General features: G+C 37.9%; 11 protein-coding genes. 7 read left to right on the forward strand and 4 right to left on the reverse strand.

Annotation, left to right across the window (positions count from 1 at the left end):
* Positions 1 to 232: 232 nt before the first annotated feature.
* Positions 233 to 1,141, reverse strand: coding sequence for a LytTR family DNA-binding domain-containing protein (locus U6A24_RS20005; protein ID WP_324181792.1), 909 nt, complete (start codon positions 1,139 to 1,141; stop codon positions 233 to 235).
* Positions 1,142 to 1,376: 235 nt separating this feature from the next.
* On the opposite strand from U6A24_RS20005, the gene U6A24_RS20010 reads away from it, so the two are divergent.
* The 7 genes from U6A24_RS20010 (at position 1,377) to U6A24_RS20040 (ending at position 6,732) form a co-directional block, all read left to right on the forward strand.
* Positions 1,377 to 1,733, forward strand: a complete 357-nt coding sequence (locus U6A24_RS20010; protein ID WP_324181793.1) for a VOC family protein — start codon at positions 1,377 to 1,379, stop codon at positions 1,731 to 1,733.
* A gap of 29 nt (positions 1,734 to 1,762) precedes the next feature.
* A complete protein-coding gene (locus U6A24_RS20015; RefSeq protein ID WP_324181794.1) occupies positions 1,763 to 2,515 on the forward strand; it encodes a CPBP family glutamic-type intramembrane protease in 753 nt (250 codons plus the stop codon).
* 18 nt (positions 2,516 to 2,533) lie between these two features.
* The gene (locus tag U6A24_RS20020) at positions 2,534 to 2,965 is read left to right on the forward strand and encodes an SRPBCC family protein (RefSeq protein WP_324181795.1); all 432 of its coding nucleotides are present in this window, start codon (positions 2,534 to 2,536) and stop codon (positions 2,963 to 2,965) included.
* 7 nt (positions 2,966 to 2,972) lie between these two features.
* Entirely contained in the window at positions 2,973 to 3,926 is a 954-nt protein-coding gene (locus tag U6A24_RS20025; RefSeq protein WP_324181796.1) for a gliding motility protein GldB-related protein, read from the forward strand.
* Positions 3,926 to 5,011 carry a hypothetical protein gene (locus tag U6A24_RS20030; protein WP_324181797.1) on the forward strand — a complete coding sequence of 362 codons (1,086 nt, stop codon included), beginning with the start codon at positions 3,926 to 3,928 and terminating at the stop codon, positions 5,009 to 5,011. Before U6A24_RS20025 ends, U6A24_RS20030 begins: the two co-directional genes overlap by 1 nt.
* Positions 5,012 to 5,102: 91 nt before the next feature.
* The gene (locus U6A24_RS20035) at positions 5,103 to 6,257 is read left to right on the forward strand and encodes a DNA polymerase III subunit (RefSeq protein ID WP_324181798.1); all 1,155 of its coding nucleotides are present in this window, start codon (positions 5,103 to 5,105) and stop codon (positions 6,255 to 6,257) included.
* 79 nt (positions 6,258 to 6,336) lie between these two features.
* Positions 6,337 to 6,732 carry a DoxX family protein gene (locus U6A24_RS20040; RefSeq protein ID WP_324181799.1) on the forward strand — a complete coding sequence of 132 codons (396 nt, stop codon included), beginning with the start codon at positions 6,337 to 6,339 and terminating at the stop codon, positions 6,730 to 6,732.
* A gap of 82 nt (positions 6,733 to 6,814) precedes the next feature.
* On the opposite strand, the gene U6A24_RS20045 is transcribed toward U6A24_RS20040, so the two are convergent.
* The 3 genes from U6A24_RS20045 to U6A24_RS20055 all read right to left on the reverse strand — a co-directional run bounded on the left by U6A24_RS20045 (position 6,815) and on the right by U6A24_RS20055 (position 26,306).
* Positions 6,815 to 13,432, reverse strand: coding sequence for a T9SS type A sorting domain-containing protein (locus U6A24_RS20045; RefSeq protein ID WP_324181800.1), 6,618 nt, complete (start codon positions 13,430 to 13,432; stop codon positions 6,815 to 6,817).
* A 200-nt stretch (positions 13,433 to 13,632) separates the two neighbouring features.
* Positions 13,633 to 14,589 carry a PorP/SprF family type IX secretion system membrane protein gene (locus tag U6A24_RS20050; protein WP_324181801.1) on the reverse strand — a complete coding sequence of 319 codons (957 nt, stop codon included), beginning with the start codon at positions 14,587 to 14,589 and terminating at the stop codon, positions 13,633 to 13,635.
* A 95-nt stretch (positions 14,590 to 14,684) separates the two neighbouring features.
* The gene (locus U6A24_RS20055) at positions 14,685 to 26,306 is read right to left on the reverse strand and encodes a T9SS type B sorting domain-containing protein (RefSeq protein WP_324181802.1); all 11,622 of its coding nucleotides are present in this window, start codon (positions 26,304 to 26,306) and stop codon (positions 14,685 to 14,687) included.
* Between the last annotated feature and the right edge of the window lie 13 nt (positions 26,307 to 26,319).

The following is a 26,319-nucleotide window of genomic DNA, read 5'->3' on the forward strand; positions in this document are numbered from 1 at the left end:
ATAATTTTATTTCCTTAAAAAACACCTCGATTTGGTTAAAAAAATCTACGAAAACGATGGTAATTTTTCACTTTTATTGATTTTTTAGAAAAAGTCGTTTTTTGCTAGAAATATGATAGTGGTAGATTTACGTAATTTCTGAACTCTGATTGTTTTGCATTTGGCGTAATCAAAAGCCTTGAAGCTGTCAACCAATAAAAACCAAATCCAACTAAAAACTTGCACTGATTAATTATACCCGATAAGGAGGCTCAAAATTTGTGTTACAGAACTCAATTCTTTCTTTTATTTTTTTTAATCGCTCTCGGGTTACATTGTATTCTGCACCGTTTTTCATTCTAAAAATGTATTTTTCGTTTTCCCAGAATGAATAATCCTTAAAAAAAAGAAGGTTAACTATGGTTGATCTATTGATTTTTATAAAATTATGGTCCAGTTTTTCCTCCAGTTCTGTAAGGTTCTTAGTAATTTGATACTTCATATTCTCTATGTTTACCATATAGTTTGATCCCTCTTTGACGATCGAAATTACCTCTGAGCTACTAATCAACCTTTCCCCTTTTTCAGTTTTAACTTTTAACGTAATATTGTTAAGCTGGCTTTTAATTTTTTGACTATTTATTTTCAGGCCAGATATTATTAAACTAGTTAACCACAAAACACTGCTTAGCAAAATAGGTATTAAATATGCAAAATAGATTTTAGAATTGATAAAGAAATAAGAATCCAAATAGCTCAAATTATCACGCTGCAATATTAGTAAATGATAAAAATATCGAATCGTTGTCGTTACCGGGGCTATTACAAAATATACGAGAAGAAGCAACGGAATAAATTTCAGAAAAAGCAATACAATACTTTTTGCCGATAATTCAACATTTTGAAGTTTAAACTTTGATGCATAATGCATCATCGATATTGCAATAATGTATGTAGTGAGGAATTCTATCAAAAGTTGGTCTATAAAAACAAACTGCAATACATTAAACCAACTGAAATCATCCTTAGATGTCCATTCAATATTTGCAGGGTGTAAATAAAAAATGCTTAATACAATCAACATAGTTATCGAAGTGATGATAACGATACTCTTTATGGATATCAAGTTTTCAAACTGAAGGGTAATTGTTTTGGGTTTCATAAGAACAAACATTTCAGTCTTTAAAATTATCCCTTTTTCAGAAACTATTTTAGGTGTTTGGGACCAAATTAAGTTAAAAACAAACTTCCCATAAATATATTAGTGCGAGGTTTCGCATATAAAATCAAACCAGTTAAAGATTTTGAATTCAGGAATCATATAAAATGGTACTTAAGTATGAATAGTATTTCTGAAACATTTTGCTAATTGCAATCACATCATAAAATATATTATTATGGAATTGGGAATATTTTCACTTAGTCTAGCGGTTAAAAATATAGAAGAATCTGTAGCTTTTTATGAACATTTAGGTTTTACCATTATAGATGGCGGACATATTAACGATAGTTTTAAGGACACCCCTACTCAAAAATGGCGCATTTTGAAACATTCATCATTAAAGCTAGGATTGTTTCAAGGAATGTTTGAGCAAAACATACTGACTTTTAATCCTTCAAACATCCTAAGCATTCAGGAAAGTTTAAAAGAAAAGCATGTTAAACTCATAAAAGAAACCTCACCCAATGAAACAATGAAGTCTGTTGTTTTTTCAGATCCAGATGGCAACCAAATCATGCTTGACCAACACTAAATGATATACAACCGTTATTACATATGCTTATGACTACACATTATGCATCTCTCATGATAGCCTATAGTGCTGCTGCTTTATTATGGCTTCTCTTCAATCGTTTTTTCGGAAATAGACTTTGGAACAAACCTGTTGATTACCAACCCGAAAAACCATATATAGATTTTATTTTTGCCAGCATTGCAATACTGGCAATACTTGGTATTGGACAACTTTATATTAATGGAATGTTACTTCCCAATAAAAATAAATTACCCATAATAGATGCTATAAATCAAGCATTTATCTTTTCGCCCACTTTGATTCTGGTATTTTTGCGCAAAGATTCATTAGATAGCATTTGGCTACCAAAGGCAAACATTATAATTCGTATTGGTATTGGACTATGCATTGCTATGATATCCCTAATTATCTATTGGATTGTTAGAGAAAATGCCACCCCTTTGGGAAAGATGATGCTCAATATATATAACCCCAAAAACATATCCGAGCTTACTCAAGTATTTATGGAAGACATTACAATTGCTATGATATTTGTACGGCTTTCCAAATGGATTGGGAGTTCATGGACCATAGGAATTGTTGCTATTCTGTTTGCTGCTGGCCATATTCCCAGTATGATCGCAGACGGATATTCTCTTGCCGAACTTGGCAGTTTGATCCTAGATACTGCTATCGGGGTAGTAATTCTTTCTGTAATAAGTAGATCCAAAGATGTTTGGTGGTTCTTTTTGGTTCATTTTACCTTAGATATGACACAATATTTTGGCAGTACTTTATAAACTAAATATACGATACTCATGAACAATTATTCGATTTATCACGATTTGCATATCAATGCTCATATAAATAAAGTTTTTGATGCCATAACCAACCCAGAGCACCTTATTAATTGGTGGCCACTACGCTGTACAGGTACTCCTGAAACAGGAGAAGTTTACAATCTTAATTTCACCGACGATTATGATTGGTACGGGAAAGTAATCAAAGCCGAAGCAAACAAGAGTTTTCATATTAAAATGACAAAATCAGATAAAAACTGGAATCCTACCTCTTTTGGTTTTGATTTGGAAAAATCTGAAAATGGTGTAGTGCTTAAGTTTCAGCATACAGGGTGGTTATCCTGCAATGATGAATATAGACAATCTTCATACTGTTGGGCTATACTGCTACAGGGATTAAAAAATTACATCGAAAAAAATGTCATCATTCCTTTTGAAAAAAGAGCATGAAATGATTATGAGAAAAATACAATTCCTTTTTCTGATTCTTGGCGTTTTTTGTCTTAGCTGTTCTCCAGATATTAGAGAACAAAAAACTGTTTTCGCCAACAAACCCGAGAATGCAAAGATAATCGTTACCGACATAGATTTGTTCTGGAAATCGTTTGACAAACTTATGAAGGATACTCTTACAAATCCTTTTGAAAGTTATATAAAATATGGAAGCCCGGGAGTCCAAAACTTTATAAATGACCAACGTATTGTAAGCGCCCATGAGCTAAAAAAACTAGTGCTATCAGAAAAAGAATACTATCAAAAAGTTAGACCTTCTACCCATAATGCAAAGGATTTCAGCAAACAGATTAAAGCTTCTTTTTATGCCCTGGAATATCTTTATCCCGATGCCATATTTCCTCCTACCTATTTTTTAATAGGAAGAACGACTTCGGGAGGCACAGCATCTGATGCTGGTTTAAGTATTGGAATAGAGATTTTCTCAGATAACCAAATTAGCACAGAATATGGGAGGCCAAGTTTAGATTTAGACCTACTTCCATTTTTGGTCTCTCATGAAATCATTCATTTTATTCAACTTGATGATAAATCTGACGACAGCCTGTTAAAGCATTGTATACGAGAAGGTGCAGCAGACTTTATTGCCGAAATGATTGCCGGTGAGCAAGTAAAATATTGCAATGGTCCAAATGTTTATTCCTATGGAGAAGCCAATCTTAAGCGATTACTAAAAGAATTTGACAACAATAAAAATAGTTCAAACCTATCTCCCTGGTTATACTCTAAAACAAACGATGGTAGACCCCAGAACCTGGGATATTGGATAGGATATAAAATTGTTGAGTCGTATTATAATCATCATCCCAATAAGAAAAAAGCCATAAAAGAAATTCTAAACATTAAGAATTACACAAAATTCTACAAACAATCTAAAATTGAAAATCAAATACACTAATGAAAAAATATAGTATTCTATTAGTAATATTAATTACAAACAGCTTTTTCGGCTATTCACAACTATCATTAGAACTGGATCTGTCTAATGCCCAAAAAACTATTGAAGTTTTGAAAAACAAGACGTTCTCAGAAAGCCAAACAATTACTTTAGCGCAATTAGGAAGTTCGAAAGCATTATTGAAAAAACTGAATACAAAGGATAGTACTATGATAGAAACTATTAAAAAAGTACAATCTGGTTCAGGATCTCTTAATACCATTGAACAAAAATTTCAATATAATGCTATCATAAAAGACCTAGATCGCTTGTCTGGTTTTATCAAAGAATTGCAATCAAATCTCGGGATTATTGAAACAAAACTGAAAAAATCTTTGCAAATATTTATCCCTTCAAACAAACATATTACGATTAAAATCATAGGCATTGTCGGAGGAAATTCAACAGGTTATACATTTGGTGACGGAAACACTTTTCATATTTCACTACACCATATGAATAATGATTTGGACTATTTTTTTATGATTTGTAAACATGAGTTATTTCATAATCTACAGGCCATCTGGTCTCAAGACGAAAAAATCAGAAATACCCTTGAAAAAACCAAGGATAGTTCACCTGATTATTGGACATACTTTTTATTTAATGCTCTATATCTTGAAGGTAGCGCAACGTATCTCGACGATTTAAAAACCATCAAAGAAACCAAGGCCAATAAAAGTTGGTTGGATCGGTATAAGGACAATGAGAAAAGAGAAAAGTTTATATTTTGGATGTTCGACAGACTTATGGTAGATTTTCAAAAAAGCCATTCGCAAAAAAATGTAAATAACTTCTACAACACTTTTTTTACTACCAACATTGATGAAATAGGTTATTATCTGGGAAGCGCCATTACTACCTATATATTAAAAAATAAACCCAAAACAGATCTGATCACCTACATGAAAGCCAGTCCTTTACTTTTAGTTTCAGATTATATTAATCTTTCAAAAAATGATGATACTGCTCCTTATCAATTTTCAGAAGAATTCGAAAAAATAGTATCTCAGTTATCTGTCAAGGTAAATAATATGTCCAATTAGAATATAAGGAAATTAACCAAAATCTTATCCTATATCTAAAACCCGAGCAATCTATATTGTTTCACTACAGGTGAGTTCATTATATTTGCCTATGCTATTTTCAGAAATTTTAGGCCTAAAACATATCAAGAGTTACTTGACTACCAGTGCAGATCGCAAGAGGATTCCACATGCCCAACTTTTTGTGGGACCTAATGGAAGCGGGACCCTGCCAATGGCCATAGCATATGCACAGTACATTCTGTGTCAAAACCAAAATGGAGAAAACACCGAAGGTGTCCAGGCCTGCAATATAAAATTTGACCACCTGGCTCATCCCGATCTTCATTTTGTCTATCCTGTAGCGGTAAACGATAAAATAAAAAAGCATCCAACTTCTGATCAATTTGCAGAAGAATGGAGAGCTTTTGTAAAGGATAATCCCTATGGAAGTATTTTTGATTGGTATATCTCTTTGGGAATTGAAAAGAAACAAGGTCAAATAGGTGTTGATGAAGCTCACGAGGTTGTAAAAAAGCTATCTCTTAAAAGTTATGAAGGAGGTTATAAAGTGATGTTGATATGGATGGCCGATAAAATGAATATTGCCGCGTCAAATAAGCTTCTAAAGTTAATTGAAGAACCACCAGAAAAAACCATATTTATTCTTATTACTGAAGATGAAGAGCAACTCATACAAACTATACGATCTCGATGCCAGGTATTGCACTTTCCGCCTTTAGGAGAGCAAGTGATTAAAGAAGCACTTCAGAAAAATGAAAATATTGGTGATAGCGAAGCTCAAAAAATAGCGCATCAGGCTGATGGTGACTATAGCAAAGCATTACACTTGTTGCATCATGATGGCGGTGATGAGCAGTTTGAAGAATGGTTTATACAATGGGTGCGTACAGCATTTAGAGCCAAAGGAAACAAGTCTGCAGTGAATGATCTTATTACCTGGAGTGAATCTATTGCTGGTGCTGGCCGTGAAACCCAAAAACGGTTTTTAAACTATTGCCTTGATTTTTTCAGACAAGCTATGTTACTTAATTATGGAGCCAAAGATTTGGTTTTTCTAGAGCCCAGCACGAATGGTTTTAAGCTCGAAAAATTCGCCCCGTTTGTTCATGGTGCCAACATTATGGATATCTGCAATGAACTACAGGAAGCTGCCTATCATATTGAACGAAATGGAAATGCAAAAATCATTCTTACCGACCTTTCTATTAAGCTCACTCGTTTGCTTCATAAAAAAAGCGCTTAGTAATTAATTCAGACTTTCAAAAACAAGTCATAGCATTTTCAAATCTTATTCTATATTTGAGGTACTAAACTCTTCATCTATGGATAATTTTATGACTCACATTGTCGCAATTACAATCTTATTATTTCTTTTGATCACATTTTTGCAATCTGGTATTGATAAACTAATAGACTGGAAAGGAAATCTGGAATGGTTGAAAGGCCATTTTGCCAAAACTTTTATGGGAAGGGTGGTTCCACTACTCCTTGCTACTATTTTACTTATTGAGCTGGTAACGGCTATTTGCTGTGTTATGGGCATTTATCATCTAATTGCAGATAACCATACTTTTTATGCTGTTTTGGCTATGTTTTTGGCTTGTTTAACACTTTTAATGCTTCTTTTTGGGCAAAGAGTAGCAAAAGATTATCAAGGCGCTTTAACAATAACCTGTTACTTTATTGTGGCCATATTTGGATTGTATATAATTACTTAATAATCCTGTATAGCAGCATCTTTGGTATAAAAAAGAGCACCATTCGAGGTGCTCTTTTTTTATTTATAAGGAATTTCTGGGATTACTTCTTGACCAATTTGGTTATTATTTCTTCATTATCATTGGTAATAACTTTCACGAAGTAAACTCCGTTGAACAAAGAACTAATGTCGTAAGAGTTCTCATTGCTTTCCAGTACCATTTTACCCATTACATCAAAAACCTGAATGCTTTTTACTTCTCGGTTAAGTGTTACACGTCCCCTGGCTGGATTAGGGTACATCTTAAATTCCCCTTCCAGATCTGGCATATTCGTTTCTGCTTTGAAATAATAGATGATCGTATTATTTCCATTTTTGGTTACAAATGTTATCACAATACGATATTGACCCTCGTCGGTAATGGTTCCTGATGTTCCTGTGGCAATATCAAACCAACTTGAACTACAACTAGAGTCTGTTGTTGGACATGTGTCTTCTTCTACTTCTGTACAAGTGATATCGCTTAACTTTTGCCATACTATTAACGCTTCTGCTACGGCAGGAATTTCTAAGGTCTCCCCTTCGGTATCCTCAATAGTAACCACAGGATAGCTTTGGCCTGTAATCGTACAGAAGAAAATTTCATCTGCATATTCTGTTAATGGTGTTTCCTGTGGCCCCGCAACAGTTACATCTAGCCATGTCTCACAACCATTTGCATCACTAACGAATACCCGGTAGTTACCAGCAATATCTACTATAAGTAAATTATCTGTTTGTGCCGGAACAATAACTTCGCCTGCTGGATTTCTTAATTCATAGCTATAAGGTGCAGTTCCTCCAACAACATCGACTTCGATCGAACCGCTTGCATCTGAAGTTACTGGTGTAATTGTAGGATCAAAGAATAATGCTTCGGCCTCTGCAATATCTACTGTTAGATTTACTCTACAATTGTTTGCGTCTTTAATAAATACTGTTGTCGATCCAGCAGGAAGATTTGTATATGTAAATACATTTTGCACAAAATCGGCATCATTATTAGTAATATTAGTTTCATAAGGAGGCGTACCTCCAGTAACTTCAAACCTTGCCGCTCCATCACTACTCGAATTACAGGTTTCTGGGAACACTTCTAAAGTAGTAGCTTGTAAAACCGATGGTTCGAAAATATTGGCATCTTGCTCTGTAGGGCAGCCATTTGCATCTTCTACGGCAATCCTGTATGATCCGGGAACCAATCCTTCAAACGTATGTTCTCCTGCAATGCCATCCACACCGTCTTGAACAAATGCAGAAATAACCTCTCCCGAACCAGTGAATAAAGAATAACTATAAGGAGGTGTTCCTCCTCTAGAAGTAACAGTTACAATACCATTATCTAAACCATTACATACAATATCGGTAGTGTTTACTTCTATCGTTACTTGCTCTGGCTGTGTAATTGCGAATGGAATACTCTGTGAAGCATTATCTGAGCTTTCTACAATATACTCATAGTTACCAGCTGCCAAATTACTAAACAGACTATTTGCTTGTGCGCCTGTACTAATCGTATTTCCAAGATAATCTGTACCTACTAACCTATATAAATATACCCCCGAAGCACCTGTTGCTGTTGCATCTATAGAAGCCTCACTTCCGCCAAAACAGATAATAACTGCATTGCTAAGGTCTAATTCTACCATAAGTCCTGGTGCGGGATCAATAGTAATTATTGAACTTGACACGATACAAGTACTACTATCTTGTACATAAACTGTATACTCTCCGGCAGCAAGGTCTTCAAAAATATTTGATTGAGAAAATGAGATTCCATCAATGGAATAAGCATATGGAGGAACTCCTCCTGTTGCAGAAACTTCGATTTTACCCCCTTCATTTGTTATAGGTTGGGAAATGGATGTTTCAATTTGTATAGCGGCCGTTGGTCCATCAATAATAAAATTATCTGTGGTTTCGCAATCTGTACTAATATCAAAAACTCGAATATAATAATTACCTGAGGCCAGATTATCGACACTTACATAATCATTATTAGAAGTTGCGCTGGTTATAAAACCAGAGGCCGGGTTTCCAATCTCGTAATTAAAATTTGTAGAGCTAACAGAGAATTCAACAAATCCATCATTGCTTCCAAAACAAGCAATGTCTTGGGTTCTTACATTACTAATCTGCACTGGTTGCACAGTTGGCAAAAAGTAATCCTTTTCAAATATACATAGGTTATCACTACGTCTTGCCGTAATGGTGTAGTTTGTTCCTCTGGTAAGCACATATGTATTTGTGTTACTAAACGAGGTGCTTCCTGTATTGCTTGCAGGATCTGGAGAGATGCTATACTCATAGAATACTCCCTGTGAAACTACAGGCAAGGCTTCAAATGTGGTTTCTACTGTTTGCGCATCACAATCTATTGTTCCGGAATTAAATATTATATCATCGATGCTTATTATTTCGGAAATATCAACGCTTCTGCTCACTGCACAACCTGGAGAATTAGGTTCTCTCACGTAAATTATAAAGCCTGCTTGTGCTGTAGCTACTTCAATTACAGCAGATGGTCCTGAAACTGGAGTAAAAGGCCCAGTAGCATCTGTGGCCCATTCAAAGGCTCCGGTACCTCCAGCAAAATTTGATATAGTTACCTGTGCTGCTTCACTACCTTGTATACAGCTCAATTCTCGTGTCACCACCGCATCAAATGTTATCCCGTTTGGAACGGTGATATCAAATGGCCCAGCATCAACTGGACAAATAGGACTCCCCGCAGGGTCCGTCGTATTGTTATGCGATACTCTAATTGTATACTCATTATCCACTAGGACATTGGTAAATGTAATATCAGTATCTATAGCATTTGTAATAGTTTGTATAGCCGAATATGTATCATCTAATAACTCATAAGTAAATGTCCTGTCTGCAATTACAGATGAAGGTGTTAACTGCACTCTTATACTTCCACTATCAGATGGACATACAGGACTAATTGGTGTAACGGTTTGAATTTCTATAGGAACATACGGCTCTGGTCCATTTACTTGTGCTTCTATGATACATCCGTTTAAAGTACTTGTATCTGATACAAAAAAGGTAAACGTATCTGTAGATACTGCATTTTGAGGGAGTGTAAATGTATTATTCGCGCTAAAAACCCCACTTTCATCAGCATATTGATATGGGCCTCCAGAACCGGTATTAACCACCACTTCAACAATCGCTCCGCTATCACATGTTGAAGGTGCAATAATATGGGCATCGGCTATAAAAATTGGCGCAGGAACAATGACAACTACTTCTTCAAAACTACATTCAGACAGTGGATCTCGATTTGAAATCACCTGAACAGTATAAGTTCCTGATTCTATGTCGTGAAACGTAAAGTTACCTGAGTTTACTTCTCCGTTACCCGTCACAATATCAATATTATTGGGCCCTCCGGTAATTCGATATTCGTATTGTGGTAGCCCTCCTGTAACCTCAATTTCGATCCTTCCGAGACCGTTTCCGTTATCATTATTGACGCACTCTGGGGATATTGGATTTATAATTACTTGTGGATCATATGATAGAACTGTTCCATCTATTTCATAAATACAATTAGGTAAAGCACCATCTATCGCATATACCGTAAAATTATATGGGTTTAACTGAAAAGGAATGTCAAATCGACCTTCTGTATTCGTAAACAATCCAATATCTGCCAAGGTTGGCGCAGGATCTGATTGAGGCTTCAATAAAAATCTAAATGTACCGCTTACAGGAATATTGTTTACCTGAACAATCCCTACATTATTGCACTTCATGTCGGCAATATCCACAGCAGGTTGATAATCGCTTTTGTTAATATCGAAATAGTAAACCTGAGTACAGCCTCCGTCAAACTCGACAATCATTCTATATTCTCCTGGGTTTTCAAACTCCAAACTTGTAGTTAATCCAGTGGTTGAAATATCCGTCCAATTGGCAATTGCATCGCAACCTCCTACTATAGCCGGACAATTATCACTTCTATCTAAACAATTTACATTGGTAAGCTCTTGCCATGTAATATTAAATACATTACTCGCATTGAAACCAGAGTCTACAGTATAGGTTTGGTTGCCACAAAGATTGATTTTTGCCAACTCCACATTACACCCACCATTTGTGATATCAAAATAATCCACAAAATTATCAATCGCTGCAACATCTTGTAAGGGGTGTGGAAACTCTGCAAAATTTGTAACCTCAAATTCTTCGGTTAAGGATACACAAGTACCATCTGATGGGTTGGTATCATTTTTAACTACAGAATATACTCCTGTCCCACCTGAAGAAACTTCAACAAAATTAGTAGCAGTAGTTGCCGAAAAGCCATTGGGTCCAGACCAAATATATTGGTCATATCCTGCTCCTGCAACTAATTGAAGTGAACCTCCACAAAAAGCAACATCTGTACGACAAGCGGGCACATTAATAAAGAAACCTGTTGCTTCACCATTAGGGTTTCCGCAAGCATCGATTTCAGAACTACTCGTGTTTCCTGATACCGTTGTTCCTGAAACCTCTCCCACATAAGTCGCCGTTGCTACATTGGAGATTTCATCAGAACATGCATCTCTTAAAAAATTACAATCGACTATGGTTTGTACTGTAAAATCTATTGCGATTTCTCCTGTGCCCAACGGGCCAGAAGTTAAAAGATCGGCAGGAATTGTGAATTGTACGGTTTGAGAGGAACCTGTTCCAACTCCTGTAGTTGTATAGCTTATCGTAGGAATTGTATTTATATTTCCTGCTGGATTAGCATTTACATCTATACCATCTATGCTTACCAAATCAACATTTGCAGGTAAAATATCTTCAACAATCACATTCCCTATATAGTTTTCATTTCCTGTGTTTTCAAGTCGTAATCTATATACCAAATCGTCACCTAACTCTACCGTTTGGTTGTTTATTACTGTAGTAAGATCACTTGGATCATATACTTCTTTAATCATTCTGAGCTCTGGAGCAATATCCTCAACAGAAAAAACGGTCATAAATGCCTGATACGTATCTCCATTTGTAGACAAGCGGAAATCGGCACTAGTAGCATCATTTGGAATAAGGTCTAATGCATCATTCTCTAACCTAAAAAAATCAGTATCAAAGCCTAGTGTATTTACGGATGCAGGATTACGATTAGTAGTTGAAACACCGTCTACAGAAATTGAGCTATTAAAAAAATTGTTTTGAGGGTTGGCCGCATTAAAAATGTCTACATAAAAACTAGACGTATTAAGAATCTCCAAATTATCTCCTGCAATACCATTATCACCTTCAAGAGAAGCTACTCCAAACTTCACATCTACAGGGTTTGGGGCAGGAAGTGTTCTAAACCCTTCAATCGGTAAATCTACCATTGTTGCACCTGCGCCCCCTAATATTTCTCTGAACCCATCAGAAATGGATATAAACCTGTTGGTAGACGCAACATCTGGGCTACTGTATACAACTACCAATGACCAACCTCCTGCAGCACCCGAAACCCCAGAGGTTACCCCTACGGTAGCTTTCATATTTGCCACGGTATAGGTTCCAAAGCCGTTAGTTTTTACAATATCGGTTACATCTGCAAAACACGTGTATGGAACATTGTCACTTGCATTTGATGCAGGGTTCGATGCTGTGTTCGCATAGCCATCATAAAGAACTCCACCATGTGTTGTAGTGGGAACACCATTAACATCAATTACTTGTGTGCCAATCTGTGGTTGTACCGTAGTATACGTTACCGATCCAGGCAATCCAAATCCTAATTGAATGTTTCTGTAATCTGCGGTACCATTCTTTCTTACGTCATTGATTGGTAATCCTGTTTCAACTTCATTACCGGTGGTTGATAGTATTGCGTTTACAACTTCAGTGGTTGCCAGTAGCTCTGTAATTAAGTTTTCAGAACCAATACCAAATAAGTTGTTGTTACCCATACTTACCGATGGAATTGCAATTGCGGTACTACCACTACCTGTAAGTTTGTGTAAATTTCCATTATCATTTACTATCACAACCCCGATAGCACCTGCATTTTGTGCGTTAATCACTCGTTCTCTGTCTGTACAAGAGGCACTACCACTTTGTATTACAGCTATGTTACCTGTCAACTGTGCAGCATTGGTAATCAAACACCCATCTATAGGTTCTGCAACCACCAAATTTGAAGATGCCGGACTAAGTTTAATATCTGAAACATCATTGTCGAATTCGCTGTTTCTTACGAAATACCTGCCTGCCAAAGCACCATTATTAATATTGAGTGTAACATTAGAATCGCTGTCTGTAACACCATATGCGTCTTCAGCGGTAATTTCATTATCTAAATAAACGTTTGGAGAGTCTTGTCTTGCCAAATAATAATTTGCTGTCCAGTACAGGCCGGCATATACTATTTCTGCGCAACCTCCACTTGGATCATCCAAATTGGCACTACTAGAGCTAAAAGTGGTGTCATCGCCATCGATATCAATATAGGCTGTATCAAAGGATCCCCCATTATTAGTGCCAAGTATATTATACGCATCATTTTGAGTTCCTTTTATCCCATGTATTGCATTACCAATAAGCAACACGTCGCCCTTGGTAGAAATGTTCTTTCTTGGCCTAAAATCCTGTTGAGCATTAGTACCTGTTACCGCTACTAAAGAGAAGATTAAAGCTTTTGCCCATAAGCTACTTCGTAAAAGTATTTTCATACAGTTTTTGTTTGTTTACCTGATCTGATATATCTGTATCAGCTATTTATTAGTTGTTGTTTTCCTAAAATGTTAGCCTAGCCCTTCTCACTTTTTATAGAAAATGGAAGGCAAAATTAATTTTTTTCTACAAAAAGACCACCTTAAGCTTGGGGGTGGTCTTTATCTTTATGTTATTTATATATAAAATGTTACCCAATTTAGTAGGTACATCCACATTTACTCTGTCTACATCCAAAGTCAAGTCCAAGCGTAATCATATGTGAACCTGCCGATGTGGTCGGTTCGAGAACTTCATTTACATTTACCTGGTATCCATACGCCACATAAAAGTTAGACTTTTTGATACCCACCATTGGTGAAAGGGCTAGTGGTTTAAAATCTTGATCTACCAATGATCTCAAGCTTATTCCTGCCCATAGGTAATCGCTACGATACATTTTACGAACCTTCAGGTTGATATCTGTCGTAGAACGTCCGTCTCCTGCAAAGTTTTGATACAAAATTGATGGTTCAATTTCTAGATCACTAAATCTATGATAAAATGTATACCCAGTATATATATAATAATTCTGGATCTGTGATGGTTCTGTTGGATTAAAGTCATCTATTTCCTTTTGCAACAAGTTTACGGCATTGGCACTTAAAAAGAATCTACCTAAACGATATAGCATTGCAATATCAAAGTTAGAATCATTTACAGTTACATCTGCCAATCCAGGGTTTACTGGAGCATCTGGATCACCATTATTAAATTCAGAGGTATCAATACCAAATTGCGTAAACTTATAACTAATACCAAAAGAAAGATATTGATTGTTATACTCACTTAATGTTAAGTGATGTGCAAATGATAACTGAATCCCTTTTTGGGTTGTAAAACCATTCTGATCATTAAATAAAATAGCTCCTACTCCCGATCGATCAGAGATTCTACCATCAATAGATAATGATTGGGTTCCTGGTGAATCTTCAATATTTACCCATTGCTCAAAGCCCGAGGCTCTGATCTGCCAACAATCTCCGATACCTGCATAGGCAGAGGATATTAAATATGGGTTATCTGCGATATACTGGTTTTGTACAGGAGCAAAAAACTCTTGTGCAAAAGTGCAATAACTTGCAAATAGACTGAATATTACAATATATTTCTTCATCTAACATTTAAAATTACAGACCATTGACTTCTTTTTCTCTTCTCTGTCATTTGGCTTTGTCCATATTGTTTTATAACTCTCTTATGCTTTATATATTATCTATATAAAGTAAAGTGGCCGGTAAACTCTCTTTTATCAATATCGTTTAATTGGATAGTGAACCAATAATCTCCCGAAGGAAGCTGTTTTCCTTGGTACAATCCGTCCCATCCTTGTTGATCTCCTTTGAACTCGGCTAGCATTCTTCCGTATCTGTCAAATACCATTACTTCCATGTTTTCAAAGAAGAAAGGATCATCAATATTTGGTGTAATCTGTCTTGGATACCAGAATCTTTCTTCTGGAGTCCCATTAGGATCATCTGGCGTAAAGTAATTCGGGATACGAATATTGATATAGGTCAGGAATTGCGTAGCAATAACTTCACAACCACTAGAATCAACCACACGCAATACATAGTCCCCTGTTTGTCTGATCGCAAAAATATTAGACTCCAACTCTTCTTCTACACCATCGAATGACACAAAATATGTATATGGAGGAATTCCTCCAGAGACTATAATTTCGTACTCATTAGGATCGAGCGGGTTGTTAGTCATTTGCGCTACAGGAAGTGAAAGTGGTTCATAAACATCAACCTCTATAGTACCTGCTGACTCTTCACAACCATTTGCATGCAACATAGTTCCCTCGTATTGTCCAGGAGCTACTTCAAACTCACCAGTCATATTAAAGTTACTTGTTGGATTAGGCGTTCCATTAATTCCTATTAATGTGTACACAATATCTTCGGTCACAGAGTCATCTCCTAACACAAAATCAATAAAGTATCTAGGTGGCTGTATTACGTTACCTGCATTATCAATTACAGGACACTCCAATCGGTCACTTAATACTGCATTAAGAATAACACCTGGTTCTATGGTTACCGGTAACTCTGTTCTACAATCATTGGCATCAATAATGTATACTGTAGTGATTCCTGCCGGAAGGTTTTCATAGGTTAACAGTCCTTCTACAAAATCAGCATCATTATTTGTGATATTTGTACGATATGGTTCTGTACCTCCAGTAATAATTACTGTTACGGCACCATCTGCATCTCCAAAACAAGTTTCTGGTGTAGGTTCGCCATCTACAGCAACCATTAATGCATCCGGTTCGGTAATTTCAATATCTCTAATTTCACTACATCCAAGAGCATCCTGTGCTATTACTGTATACGTACCCGGAGCTAATTCTTCAAATACATGCGATCCGATTTCTCCGTCTGAAACATCATTCAAGAACTCCTCATTATTGATCGCAAATGAATATGGTGGTGTACCTCCACTAGCGTCAATTCTAATGGTACCGTTATCAAATCCTTCACAAGTAACATTACTTGGTGTGAATACCGGTTCGAATAGCGGTGGATTAATAATTGTAAATCTATCTTCTGCCTCACAACTTCTTTCTGAAGTTACCGTATAGATATACTGTGCAGGTGCAAGATCTCTAAATTCACTATTGGACTGAACAATCGGTGTAAATGGTGTACCGTCTGACAACACCCCACCCACTGTACTTAAGGTATACGTATAAGCTCCTGTACCTCCAGTTACGCTAGCATCAATCACTCCATTTGCTCCACCATTACAGTTTACAAATGCAAATCTTTCATCCAGATCAATTTCAATATCTGGAATTGGAATCACTGGTAATAGTGCCGAAAGATCTGATTGACAATTATTGCTATCTATCACAAAGAACTGGTAGTTACCCTCAGTTAATGGGAAAATACCCGTATTGTTTCTTGTAAGCTCTACAGGATTTAATGGATCGCTAGCATCCATTACTACATAGGTAACAATGGTTCTTCCATCTATAATTCCACCCGTGCTGGTATCAAATCCTCCAGTTACTGTTGCCGTAATAGACGGATTAGGGTTACCTATACAGGTTATCAACGTTGCATCAAAGTTTACGGTAAGTTCTGCTTTTTCATTAATTACTGCTGGTGCAGTTTCAGTACAGTTAAGATCATCATAAACGGTTATTGTATAATTACCTGGCGCCAACAAATCAAATGTAGCAGATGTTTGCTGTGCTCTCACTATATCACCAACTGCATTCCTCAGTTCGTATCGAAGCGGTGTATCTGTTCCGTTTGCCGTAACCACGATACTACCATCTTGTTCACCAAAACAGCTTACATCGTTATCTACTACGTTGGTAATAGCAACATCATCTGCAGGCGGGAAAATAGTAAAAGTATCCGTATCCGTACACTCTAGCGTGCCTGGACCTGCACCATCTATATCATTATAAGCAGTTACTGTATAACTACCAGCTGGTAGATTTGTAAAGGTACCTGTTGTGTTGTTTTGATTTACAGGGCCCGTTAATTCATAACGTACGACTATACCCCCAATTGGGCCTTGAGCACCCGTAAAACTAGCCTGGTATGCACCATCAGTTCCTGGGTCACAACTTTCTTGATCGTTTCTTGCATCAAGAACAATCTCAAAGTCATTGGTTGGTCCCATGATGTTAAAATTGGCTGAGTCGGTACATTCTGGGGCGTCAATTTCTGTAATGTTAATAGTATAGTTTCCGATACCTAATCCTGGTTCTCCAAGACGAGGTACTACGAAAGAATCTTCGGTAGTGATATCGCCATCCGTAGTTTCATTTGTACCTTGTGCCGCACTATCATAAACAATAGTTGCAGAAGCATCTACAATAGTATATGAGAATTCTCCTGCATATCCCAGAATAAACACTCGTGCTCTACCGTCTTCTTCTTCAAAACAGGTTTCACTAGATTCTTCTTGTGCCCGTACTTCAAGGAAATCGAACTCTGGTATGGTATAATTTGTGTCTATGGTACACATCGTGCCCTCATCGGTAATTACAAACCTGTAGAAATCTCCTGGTTCACCTCCTGTAAGAGGGAAATCTGCAAAATCTATACCCGCAATAGGATTTATTATTCCTATACTCGCATTTGTATCATCAAACCCTTCAAAACTATAGTTTCCAGATCCTCCAACTACTGTAACTCTAACTGTTTCGTCATTTGTACAGGTAGCTGAAACTTGAGGTGCTGCCGATGCACTAGTCATTGTTGGTAGACCAGGCACCGCAATAGTCTGCGCGGTAACTGGACAATTATTGCTATCTATTACTTGAATAGAATATGTTCCTCCAGTAATTACTGGGGCATCAACAGGGAATGGATCTGTCACTGGTGTAGGAACATTTATCACTCTTACCACTGTACTTGGTGCAGGCTCGACAACTCTTACCGTATATGGTGGTGTACCACCAGATATTCCCGTAATATTTATAGTTGCCGTATTAACTACATTTCCTGCAGAACAAGAGAAAGCATCTCCTGGCGCTAAACCAAAGCTAACTACCGTTGGGGCATCTATCGTATAATCAAGTTCGAATTCACATTCTACGTCTAACGGTGCTGGTGGTGACCCACTTGTACCATTATTTAATGTTGCTACCACACGTACTCTATAGGTACCCGCTCCTAAATTTGGAAATGATGGGCTGGACTGTAAAGCCGTAGGCACTGTAAGTGGCGGCGGTACTGGCCCAGATACAATCTGATACATATAGGTCGCTCTTGGATCGATAGAAGAAGGAGGTGTTACAGCCGGTGGTGCTGGATCTCCTCTTAGTATCGCTGTAAGCGTAGCATCTTCTGCCCCTATACAACTTACAATAGGATTTGTTACCGGAGCTATTAACACTGGCTCTATTGGGGCTTCGATACTAACTGTAGTAGTAAACGGACAACCCGCAGGTCCTCTATCAGGATCTGTAATTGTAATTTGATACTCCCCTGGTGGTACCCCCGTAAAAGTGGTTGTTTGTGGAGGGCCAACTATTACTGGACCCTGCACGGCCGTAGCTGGATTAGGCGTACCATTAATCCCTGTGATCGCATATGTAAGTGTTCCTGCAGGAATTCCCGAAGTAAGTTCAACTTGAACAACACCGTCGGGATCGTTACACGTTGGTGGTGTTATAAATTCTGCATCAAATTCAAGAGGATCATAAACTCTTATCGTATCACTATTTCTACAACCATTGGCATCTATAATAGTTACTCTATACAAACCTGCCGAAGTTACGGTAAACTGGAACGTACCCGCATCGGTATCTGTAAACGTTCTTGGTACATCGGTAGGATCTTCAGAGTCATCGATTTCTATTTCATAGGTATACGAAGTACCTCCTATTAAAACTCCATCGATACCAGATACCGTAAACGTGTAGTTATTATCATAATTACATGGATCATCTACAAACGGCCCTGGTGGCGGTGGCGGTACAAAACTAATCGTTGGTTCTGTATCCATTGCTGCAACAACTCTTTCGTATCCGACAATACAATCATTATCATCTATCGCCGCAATATAGAATGCAGTACCTGCTGTACTTCCTAAGTCAATTGTATTAGTAGTACTAATCACCGTATTTGCCGCTGCTGGCGCCGTAAAATTGGCAGCAGTCAAAGCAGCAAATGCAATAGCCGGAGATCCTGCTATTTCATCAACTCTTAAATATAGGTAACCGTCTGTTGTTCCACTAGTAAAAGGATTACCTCCGGTTGTAGTCATTGTAACTCTAGAAGGTTCATTACAGTTACCTTGTAATTCTGTTCCTGCTGTAAGGTCAAGTGGTTCTGCTTCTTCAATAAGAAAATCAGCAGAAGCTGTAGAACATCCACGTCCCCCTCCGGCATCCTCGGTTACTCTAATATAATATCGCCCTGGGGGTAAACCTGTAGCGCCTATAGGTGCTGTAAAAGTGTTAGTGTTTATTGGTACCGGTCCTCCTGGAGCCGCAACTGGTCCTCCCGAAAGTACAATTGCATTGTCAGAAAGTTGACGCACTTCCCAGGTTAATGTTGTTGGTATGGGGCTATAATTATCTACTGTAAATTCTATTTCTCCGTCATCTGCATTTTCACATTGCTCTGGTACTGGAGTTCCCAAAACAATTGTTGGTGCAGCTGGTGGTGGAACCTGTCTGGTTATAAAGAAACGACATCCTGATCCGCTGGTATCCACTACTTCAAAAGTATAAAATATTCCGAAATCAAGTTCGCCTGCTAAAGTTGTGTAGGTGTTTCCTGCTAATAATATTGGTCCAATAGGTCCTAATTCACTATTGTATGAAAGTTCATAAGGTCCTGTACCTCCAATAATTGTAAGATCTACTATAGCTCCGGTAATACAATCAGAACCAACTGCCAAGTTTAGGTTTAAATCATTAGCAATATCTGCAATAGTAAAATCGAAATCTTGAGAACATCCATTATCATCGGTTACTATAACTGTGTAAATTCCAGGATCCAAATTTGGATACTGAATTTGATCTACTGCAGTTGGATTGGCTGGCGGAGGAGATACTGGCAGTATAGCCGTTGTAACCCCATCTTTAATCAGCTCATAGGTTATAAGTGGATCATCTGCATCTAATGAGGCATCCGGATTACCTCCATCTATTGCCAAGGTAATTTGCCCAGGAGTTCCAATATTTCCTCCCATTCCGTCAGGGATACAATCAAGATCATCTCTTGATACTTCGGAAATTGTTATAGGTTCTGGTGAAGTAACATTTACAGTTCCATTATATATACATCCCTTATCACTTGTAATCGTATAGCCATAAGGTGCTAAATTATTAGGAGCAATACCACTAAAGCTCGTCTGAGCAGAAGTAACTGGTATGGGGGGATCACTGTTAAAACTAATTGTATAGTTATCAGGACCATTTATGTTAACAATAACTTCTCCCGTATCATCCGCACATAATAGCGCTACATCTGCTGCACTAAATATTGGATCTACCGGAGCAGTAAGCTCTACAGGCTCTGAGATTGCCTTACACCCACGCCCATCAGAAATTCTAAATCTATAGATTCCTGGAGTCGCAGTATTAAAAGTAAACGTTAGTCCGGGTCCAGAGATGGTTGTTGGATTAAACGTTGCTCCATTATCTGTAGAAACCTCAATAATATAATTTGTTGCCGGAGAAATTGGTGCGTAACCGTTCGAGCGTGTCAACAATATTTCTCCTGCTTGATCTGGATCTCCCGGATCACCAGAAGCATTACACAGAATATCTCTCACAAAAGCAGCGGTTAATTCTATAGGCTCTTCTATAGTAATATCTACCGGCGTAGAAGCACATCCTTTACTATCGGTAACTATAAATTGATACACCCCGGCCTGATCTAATGCAGGTGGTGGCGTCGTGCTAAATGTTGTAGGCGCTGCTATTACCCCTAAACTAGTAGAGGGGATTACTAATGTTCCATCTCTTGTAACTGTATAGAAATGCTCACCTGTTCCTGGAGTAGTAATATCAATCTCGAAACTTACTGTATTGTCTGGGAACGTTTCATCGGCATTGATACCTAAACAGTAATCTACAGTCCCTTCGGCTATTACAGGATCTGTTAATGCAATAATATCAGGAACTGTTTGTTCTGCAGAAGAACAAGTAGTTGTGCCATCGGTTACAATAATAACATATCCTGTTCCTGCAGGTACATTTTCATAAGGTTGATTTATCGGTCTTGATGGTCCTATTGGTGTACCTCCTGTTGTTGGCGAATCATCATATAAGATGTATGTATATCCTGTACCACTTCCTCCTTGAACATTACTTATAGTAACTGTATTTCCTGTTGGACAGGTTTGTTCTACTGGGTCTATATCAAAAGTTATTGGATCAGGTTGTGTAATGGTAACTTCTCTTTCAGCAAAACAAGAAGTTGCCACGGTAGCACCACTAGCAGGGTCTATTACTCTAATAGTATAAGTTCCTGCATCTAAAGCCACATCACCACTATCAACTGTTGTGGTTGCCGTACTTGAAGAGCCTGTGAATATAGGTGTTGCTGTACCAGGTACTGGAATCGCACTATCATATATTTCAAAATTAAAGGTCGGGAACAATGAAGTATCCACTGTAAAAGAGAACGCTCCGTCGCTGCCTCCATTACAACTTACTTGGCTATCTTGTGCCGCATTTAAAATTGCAATTTCATTAATTAAATCTCTAAATAGTGTTGTATTTGCAGAACACTGATTATCTGTTCTAGTAGCTGTAATTGTATACGTAACATCTCTATTAAAAGTAAGTGCTTGCACTCCTGCCGATGTGGTGATGCTGAAGGTTGCAGGACCCGAAGCTGGTGCAGGGCTTACTGTAAAATCAATTTCCACTCCATTGGTTACATCTGCAGCAGATAGGGCTGGACTGGCAGAAACATCGACCACAAACGTTTGGTTAATACAATCTGCATCTCTCTCGTTGGCTACAACTACACTATCAAGATCCAATAACGGATCGATATCTACGGATTCTGGTACTGCACAATTAATAGCAGCTGGATCTCTTACATAAACAGTAAAACCTGTTTGAGCAGTAGCAACATTGATTGTTACCGTTCCCGAACCTGGAACCGCGTTCCACGTTGCCATTGGATCTGGGTCCAAAGACCATTCCCATGTTCCGGTGCTTCCTCCCGCAAAATTGTTTATGGTTACTTGTGCATCTTCATCTCCTGTAACACAAGTCAACGGTTTTGTTACATTGGCATCAAAAGAGACTGCGGTAACGCCACCAATATCATAGGTTCCATCTTCAATTGGACAAATATCGGCTGCAGTAGGATCTGTTGTGTTGTTATGCGACACTCGTACCGTATACCCCGTTCCACTAGGTACATTGGCAAACGTAAATGGTCCAGGAGAAGGGAAAGTCACTCCTGTTGCAGTTTGTGTAGCGATGGGAGTGTTTGTATTATCTAATAACTCGAAAGTAAAGGTTCTTCCGGCTACATCTGATGCTGGATCAAGTGTTACTTCTATTCTTCCTAAATCTGTTGGACATAAAGGATCTACCGGATTTACACTTTGAATCACTATAGGTTGATACGGTTCTGGGCCTCTTACTTCAACTTCAATAATACATCCATCGGTTACACTAGTATCACTTACCTGGTATGTAAATATATCTGCCGTTGTAGCCGTATCTGGAAGCGTAAATGTATTATTTGTGCTAAACACACCTCCCAATTCTGCAAATTGATAAGGTCCGGTCCCTGATGAAGTCACTACAATCTCGACAATGGCTCCAGAGGTACACGTTGGCGGAGCCGTAATTCTAGCTTCAGCAGTAAAAGCAGGAGCTGAGTCAATTATAACTTTTGGTAAAGTTGGATCGTCTAGTGTTGAATATACACACTCTGGATCTGGGTTTCTGTTGGAAACGATTTCGATATCATACGTTCCCGGATCCAAATCTCTAAATGCAAAGTCTCCGTTTGATGCATCACTGTTACCACTAACAAGGTCAACATTATTTGGTCCTCCAACTAATCGATATTCATATTGAGGAATACCTCCAATAACTTCAACAAATACATCTCCCAGCCCATTACCGTTATCATTATTAACACAGGTTGGATCTACAACCCTGATTCTAAATTCAGGATCAAATGATCTTACAGTACCATCTATTTCATACACACAGTTAGGGAACGCTGTATCTATTGCATAAACTGTGAAATCAAATGGATTTGTTTGAAAAGTAATAGGAAAAAGACCATCACTATTTGTAAATAAAGCCACATCTGCCACTGTAGGTGCGGGGTCGCCTTGAGGTCTAATTAAAAATCTATAGGTGTCGCCAGGTGGTATGTTATTTACCTGTACCGATCCATCATTATCACACTCCATATCAACAACATCTACAAGTGGTTGATAATCATTTTTGTTAACATCAAAATAGAATACCTGCGTACATCCACCATCAAACTCTACCACCACTCTATATTCTCCCGCGGTATCAAAATCAAGACTTGTTGTTAATGGTGGAGTAGCAATGTTTGTCCAATTTGCAATAGCATCACAACCACCCGTAATAGCAGGACAGTTGTCGTCTCTATCCAAACAAGCATTATTGGTAAGTTCTTGCCACGTAATATTAATAAGGTTGCCTGGCACAAAACCAGTATTTAATGTATATGTTTGATCACCACACAAGTTAATTTTGGCAAGTGGTACGTTACAACCTCCATTGCTATCATCAAAGTACTCAATGAAGTCTTCGAAATCCGGATCCATAGGATCAGCATTATCTTCTAATGGATGAGCAATTGTCGTAAAATCTGTAACTGTAAACTCTTCGGTAAGTGTCATACAGGTCCCATCTGAAGGATCTGTATCTTCTTTGATTACGGTATACACTCCCGCAGTACCTGTTGGAATATTAACAACATTAGTAGTAGTTACCTCCGAAAATCCATTAGGGCCAGACCAAGTATACCGGTCATAACCGTCACCAGCTACTAATTGTAGTACTCCCCCACAAAAACTCACGTCGCTAGGACATGCAGGTACGTTTGCCAAAAAGTTAGTTGCCAAACCATCGGTATTACCACAGGCCAATAAGGCACTACTACTTGGATCATCAGTTACCGTTACCCCAGATAATATACCTGTATAGGTTGCCTGCGCGACATTGTTTATTTCATCAGAACATGCATCTCTTAATGAAAGACAATCTGCAACTAATTGTACCCTAAAGTCTATCGTTAACTCTCCTGTACCTGGTATGCCAGGTTCACTATGCGTTAATAAGTTTGGCGGTATCGAAAACTGTATGGTTTGTACACCACCAGTACCCACACCTGTAGATGTATAGCTAATAGACGGTATTGTACTGAGGTTCCCTGTAGGATTTGCCGCTATATCAATGCCATCGACACTAACAAGATCAACATTGGCAGGTAGAATATCATCTACAATCACATTGCCATTATAATCCTCATTTCCTGTATTCTCTATTCGTAAGCGATATATCAATTGATCTCCAAGCTCTACAGACTGATTGTTAATTACAGTAGATAAATCACTTGGGTCATACACTTCTTTTAATATCCTAAGCTCTGGAACTATTTCTTCGATTGAGAAGACTGTCATAAAAGCCTGATAGGTATCTCCATTTGTTTCTAATCGAAAATCTGCGCTAGTAGCACCATTCGGAATAAGATCTTTGGCATCATTTTCTAGCTCAAAAATATCACTATCAAAACCAAGGGTATTTGCTGATGCCGGATTACGGTTTGTAGTTACCACTCCATCCAAAGATATCGAACTATTAAAAAAGTTATCTTGAGGGTTTGCAGCGTTAAAAATGTCTACATAGTTGTTGGAAGTATTCTGGATCTGTAAGTTATCATCGTCAATACCACTATCTCCTTCAAGCGTAGCCGCACCAAACCTTACATTTACCGGATTAGGCGCTGGTAGTGTTCTAAATCCAGAAATGGGTAAGTCTACAGTAGAGGCGCTACTACCCCCTTGTATTTCTCTAAATCCATCAAAAACCGAGATAAACCTGTTTACTGCAGATACATCGGGGTCACTATAAATAACTACAAGGGTCCAACCCCCAGTAGCACCAGAAACACCAGAGGTTACCCCAACTGTTGCTTTCATATTACCAACTGTATAGGTACCATACCCATTGGCTTGTACTATGGATGTTACATCTGCATAACACACATAGGGTACGTTATCACTAGCTGATGTACCTGGGTTTGTTGCCGAGTTAAGATAGCCATCATAAATTACACCTCCGTGCGTAGTTGTAGGCACTCCATTTACATCAATAACCATAGTACCTGCTTGTGGCGCTATAGCGTTATATGTTACTGCTCCTGGGGCACCAAATCCAAAAAGAATATTCTGAAAATCGGCTGTACCCGTTTTTCTAGTATCATTGGTTGGTAATCCCGTTTCTTGCTCATCACCTGTAGTGGAAAGTGTAGCGTTTACCACTTCGGTTTCTGCTAATAATTCTGTAATAGGGTTTTGAGAACCACAACAAAAAAAGTTATTGTTACCCATACTTACTGAAGGAATGGTAATTGTAGTAGTACCATTACCTGTAAGTCTATGTAAATTACCATTATCATTTATCAATACAACCCCTACCGCACCAGCATTCTGCGCGTTAACTACTCGTTCTCTGTCTGAACATCCTCCACTACCACTTTGTATCACAGCAATGTTACCCGCCAACTGTGCCCCATTGGTTATAGAACAACCATTTGTGGGTTGTGCTACAACTAAATTGGCCGATGCAGGACTAAGTCTAATATTTGAAACATCATTACTAAACTCACTGTTCCTTACAAAATATCTTCCCCTGAACTGACTATTATTGATGTTTAAAATAGTATTAGAATCGCTATCCGTAATTCCATATACTTGAAAAACATCTACCTCATCAGAACTATAATTATTAGGCGAATCTTCTCTAGCCAAATAATAGTTCGCACTCCAATATAACCCCGCATAAATGATCTCTGTACATCCAATATTCGGATCTTCCAGATCGGCACTACTCGAACTAAAAGTAGTATTGTCACCATCAATATCAATATATGATGTTTGAAACGATGAACCGTTATTGGTGCCTAATGTATTATAGTCTCCATTGGGATCCTGGATTCTACCATGAATAGCATTACCAATCATTAAGACATCTCCTTTGGTAGAAATATCTTGTCGGGGTCTAAAACCTTGCTGACCAAACAACCCAACGGTACTTAGTAACATAATTAGTACCAGCGTGAGTCGTTGACAGTTTCCTTTATTCATAATGAGTGTTAAAACTTTGGATTTCATCGCCATCTTCTTT

The organism is Aquimarina gracilis, assembly GCF_035285365.1.
Lineage (GTDB): Bacteria > Bacteroidota > Bacteroidia > Flavobacteriales > Flavobacteriaceae > Aquimarina > Aquimarina gracilis.

Bases quoted from the DNA above. Each gene is read 5' to 3' on its own strand.
- U6A24_RS20005 (WP_324181792.1), bottom strand. From the start codon at position 1,141: ATGAAACCCAAAACAATTACCCTTCAGTTTGAAAACTTGATATCCATA.
- U6A24_RS20010 (WP_324181793.1), top strand. From the start codon at position 1,377: ATGGAATTGGGAATATTTTCACTTAGTCTAGCGGTTAAAAATATAGAA.
- U6A24_RS20015 (WP_324181794.1), top strand. From the start codon at position 1,763: ATGACTACACATTATGCATCTCTCATGATAGCCTATAGTGCTGCTGCT.
- U6A24_RS20020 (WP_324181795.1), top strand. From the start codon at position 2,534: ATGAACAATTATTCGATTTATCACGATTTGCATATCAATGCTCATATA.
- U6A24_RS20025 (WP_324181796.1), top strand. From the start codon at position 2,973: ATGAGAAAAATACAATTCCTTTTTCTGATTCTTGGCGTTTTTTGTCTT.
- U6A24_RS20030 (WP_324181797.1), top strand. From the start codon at position 3,926: ATGAAAAAATATAGTATTCTATTAGTAATATTAATTACAAACAGCTTT.
- U6A24_RS20035 (WP_324181798.1), top strand. From the start codon at position 5,103: ATGCTATTTTCAGAAATTTTAGGCCTAAAACATATCAAGAGTTACTTG.
- U6A24_RS20040 (WP_324181799.1), top strand. From the start codon at position 6,337: ATGGATAATTTTATGACTCACATTGTCGCAATTACAATCTTATTATTT.
- U6A24_RS20045 (WP_324181800.1), bottom strand. From the start codon at position 13,432: ATGAAAATACTTTTACGAAGTAGCTTATGGGCAAAAGCTTTAATCTTC.
- U6A24_RS20050 (WP_324181801.1), bottom strand. From the start codon at position 14,589: ATGAAGAAATATATTGTAATATTCAGTCTATTTGCAAGTTATTGCACT.
- U6A24_RS20055 (WP_324181802.1), bottom strand. From the start codon at position 26,306: ATGAAATCCAAAGTTTTAACACTCATTATGAATAAAGGAAACTGTCAA.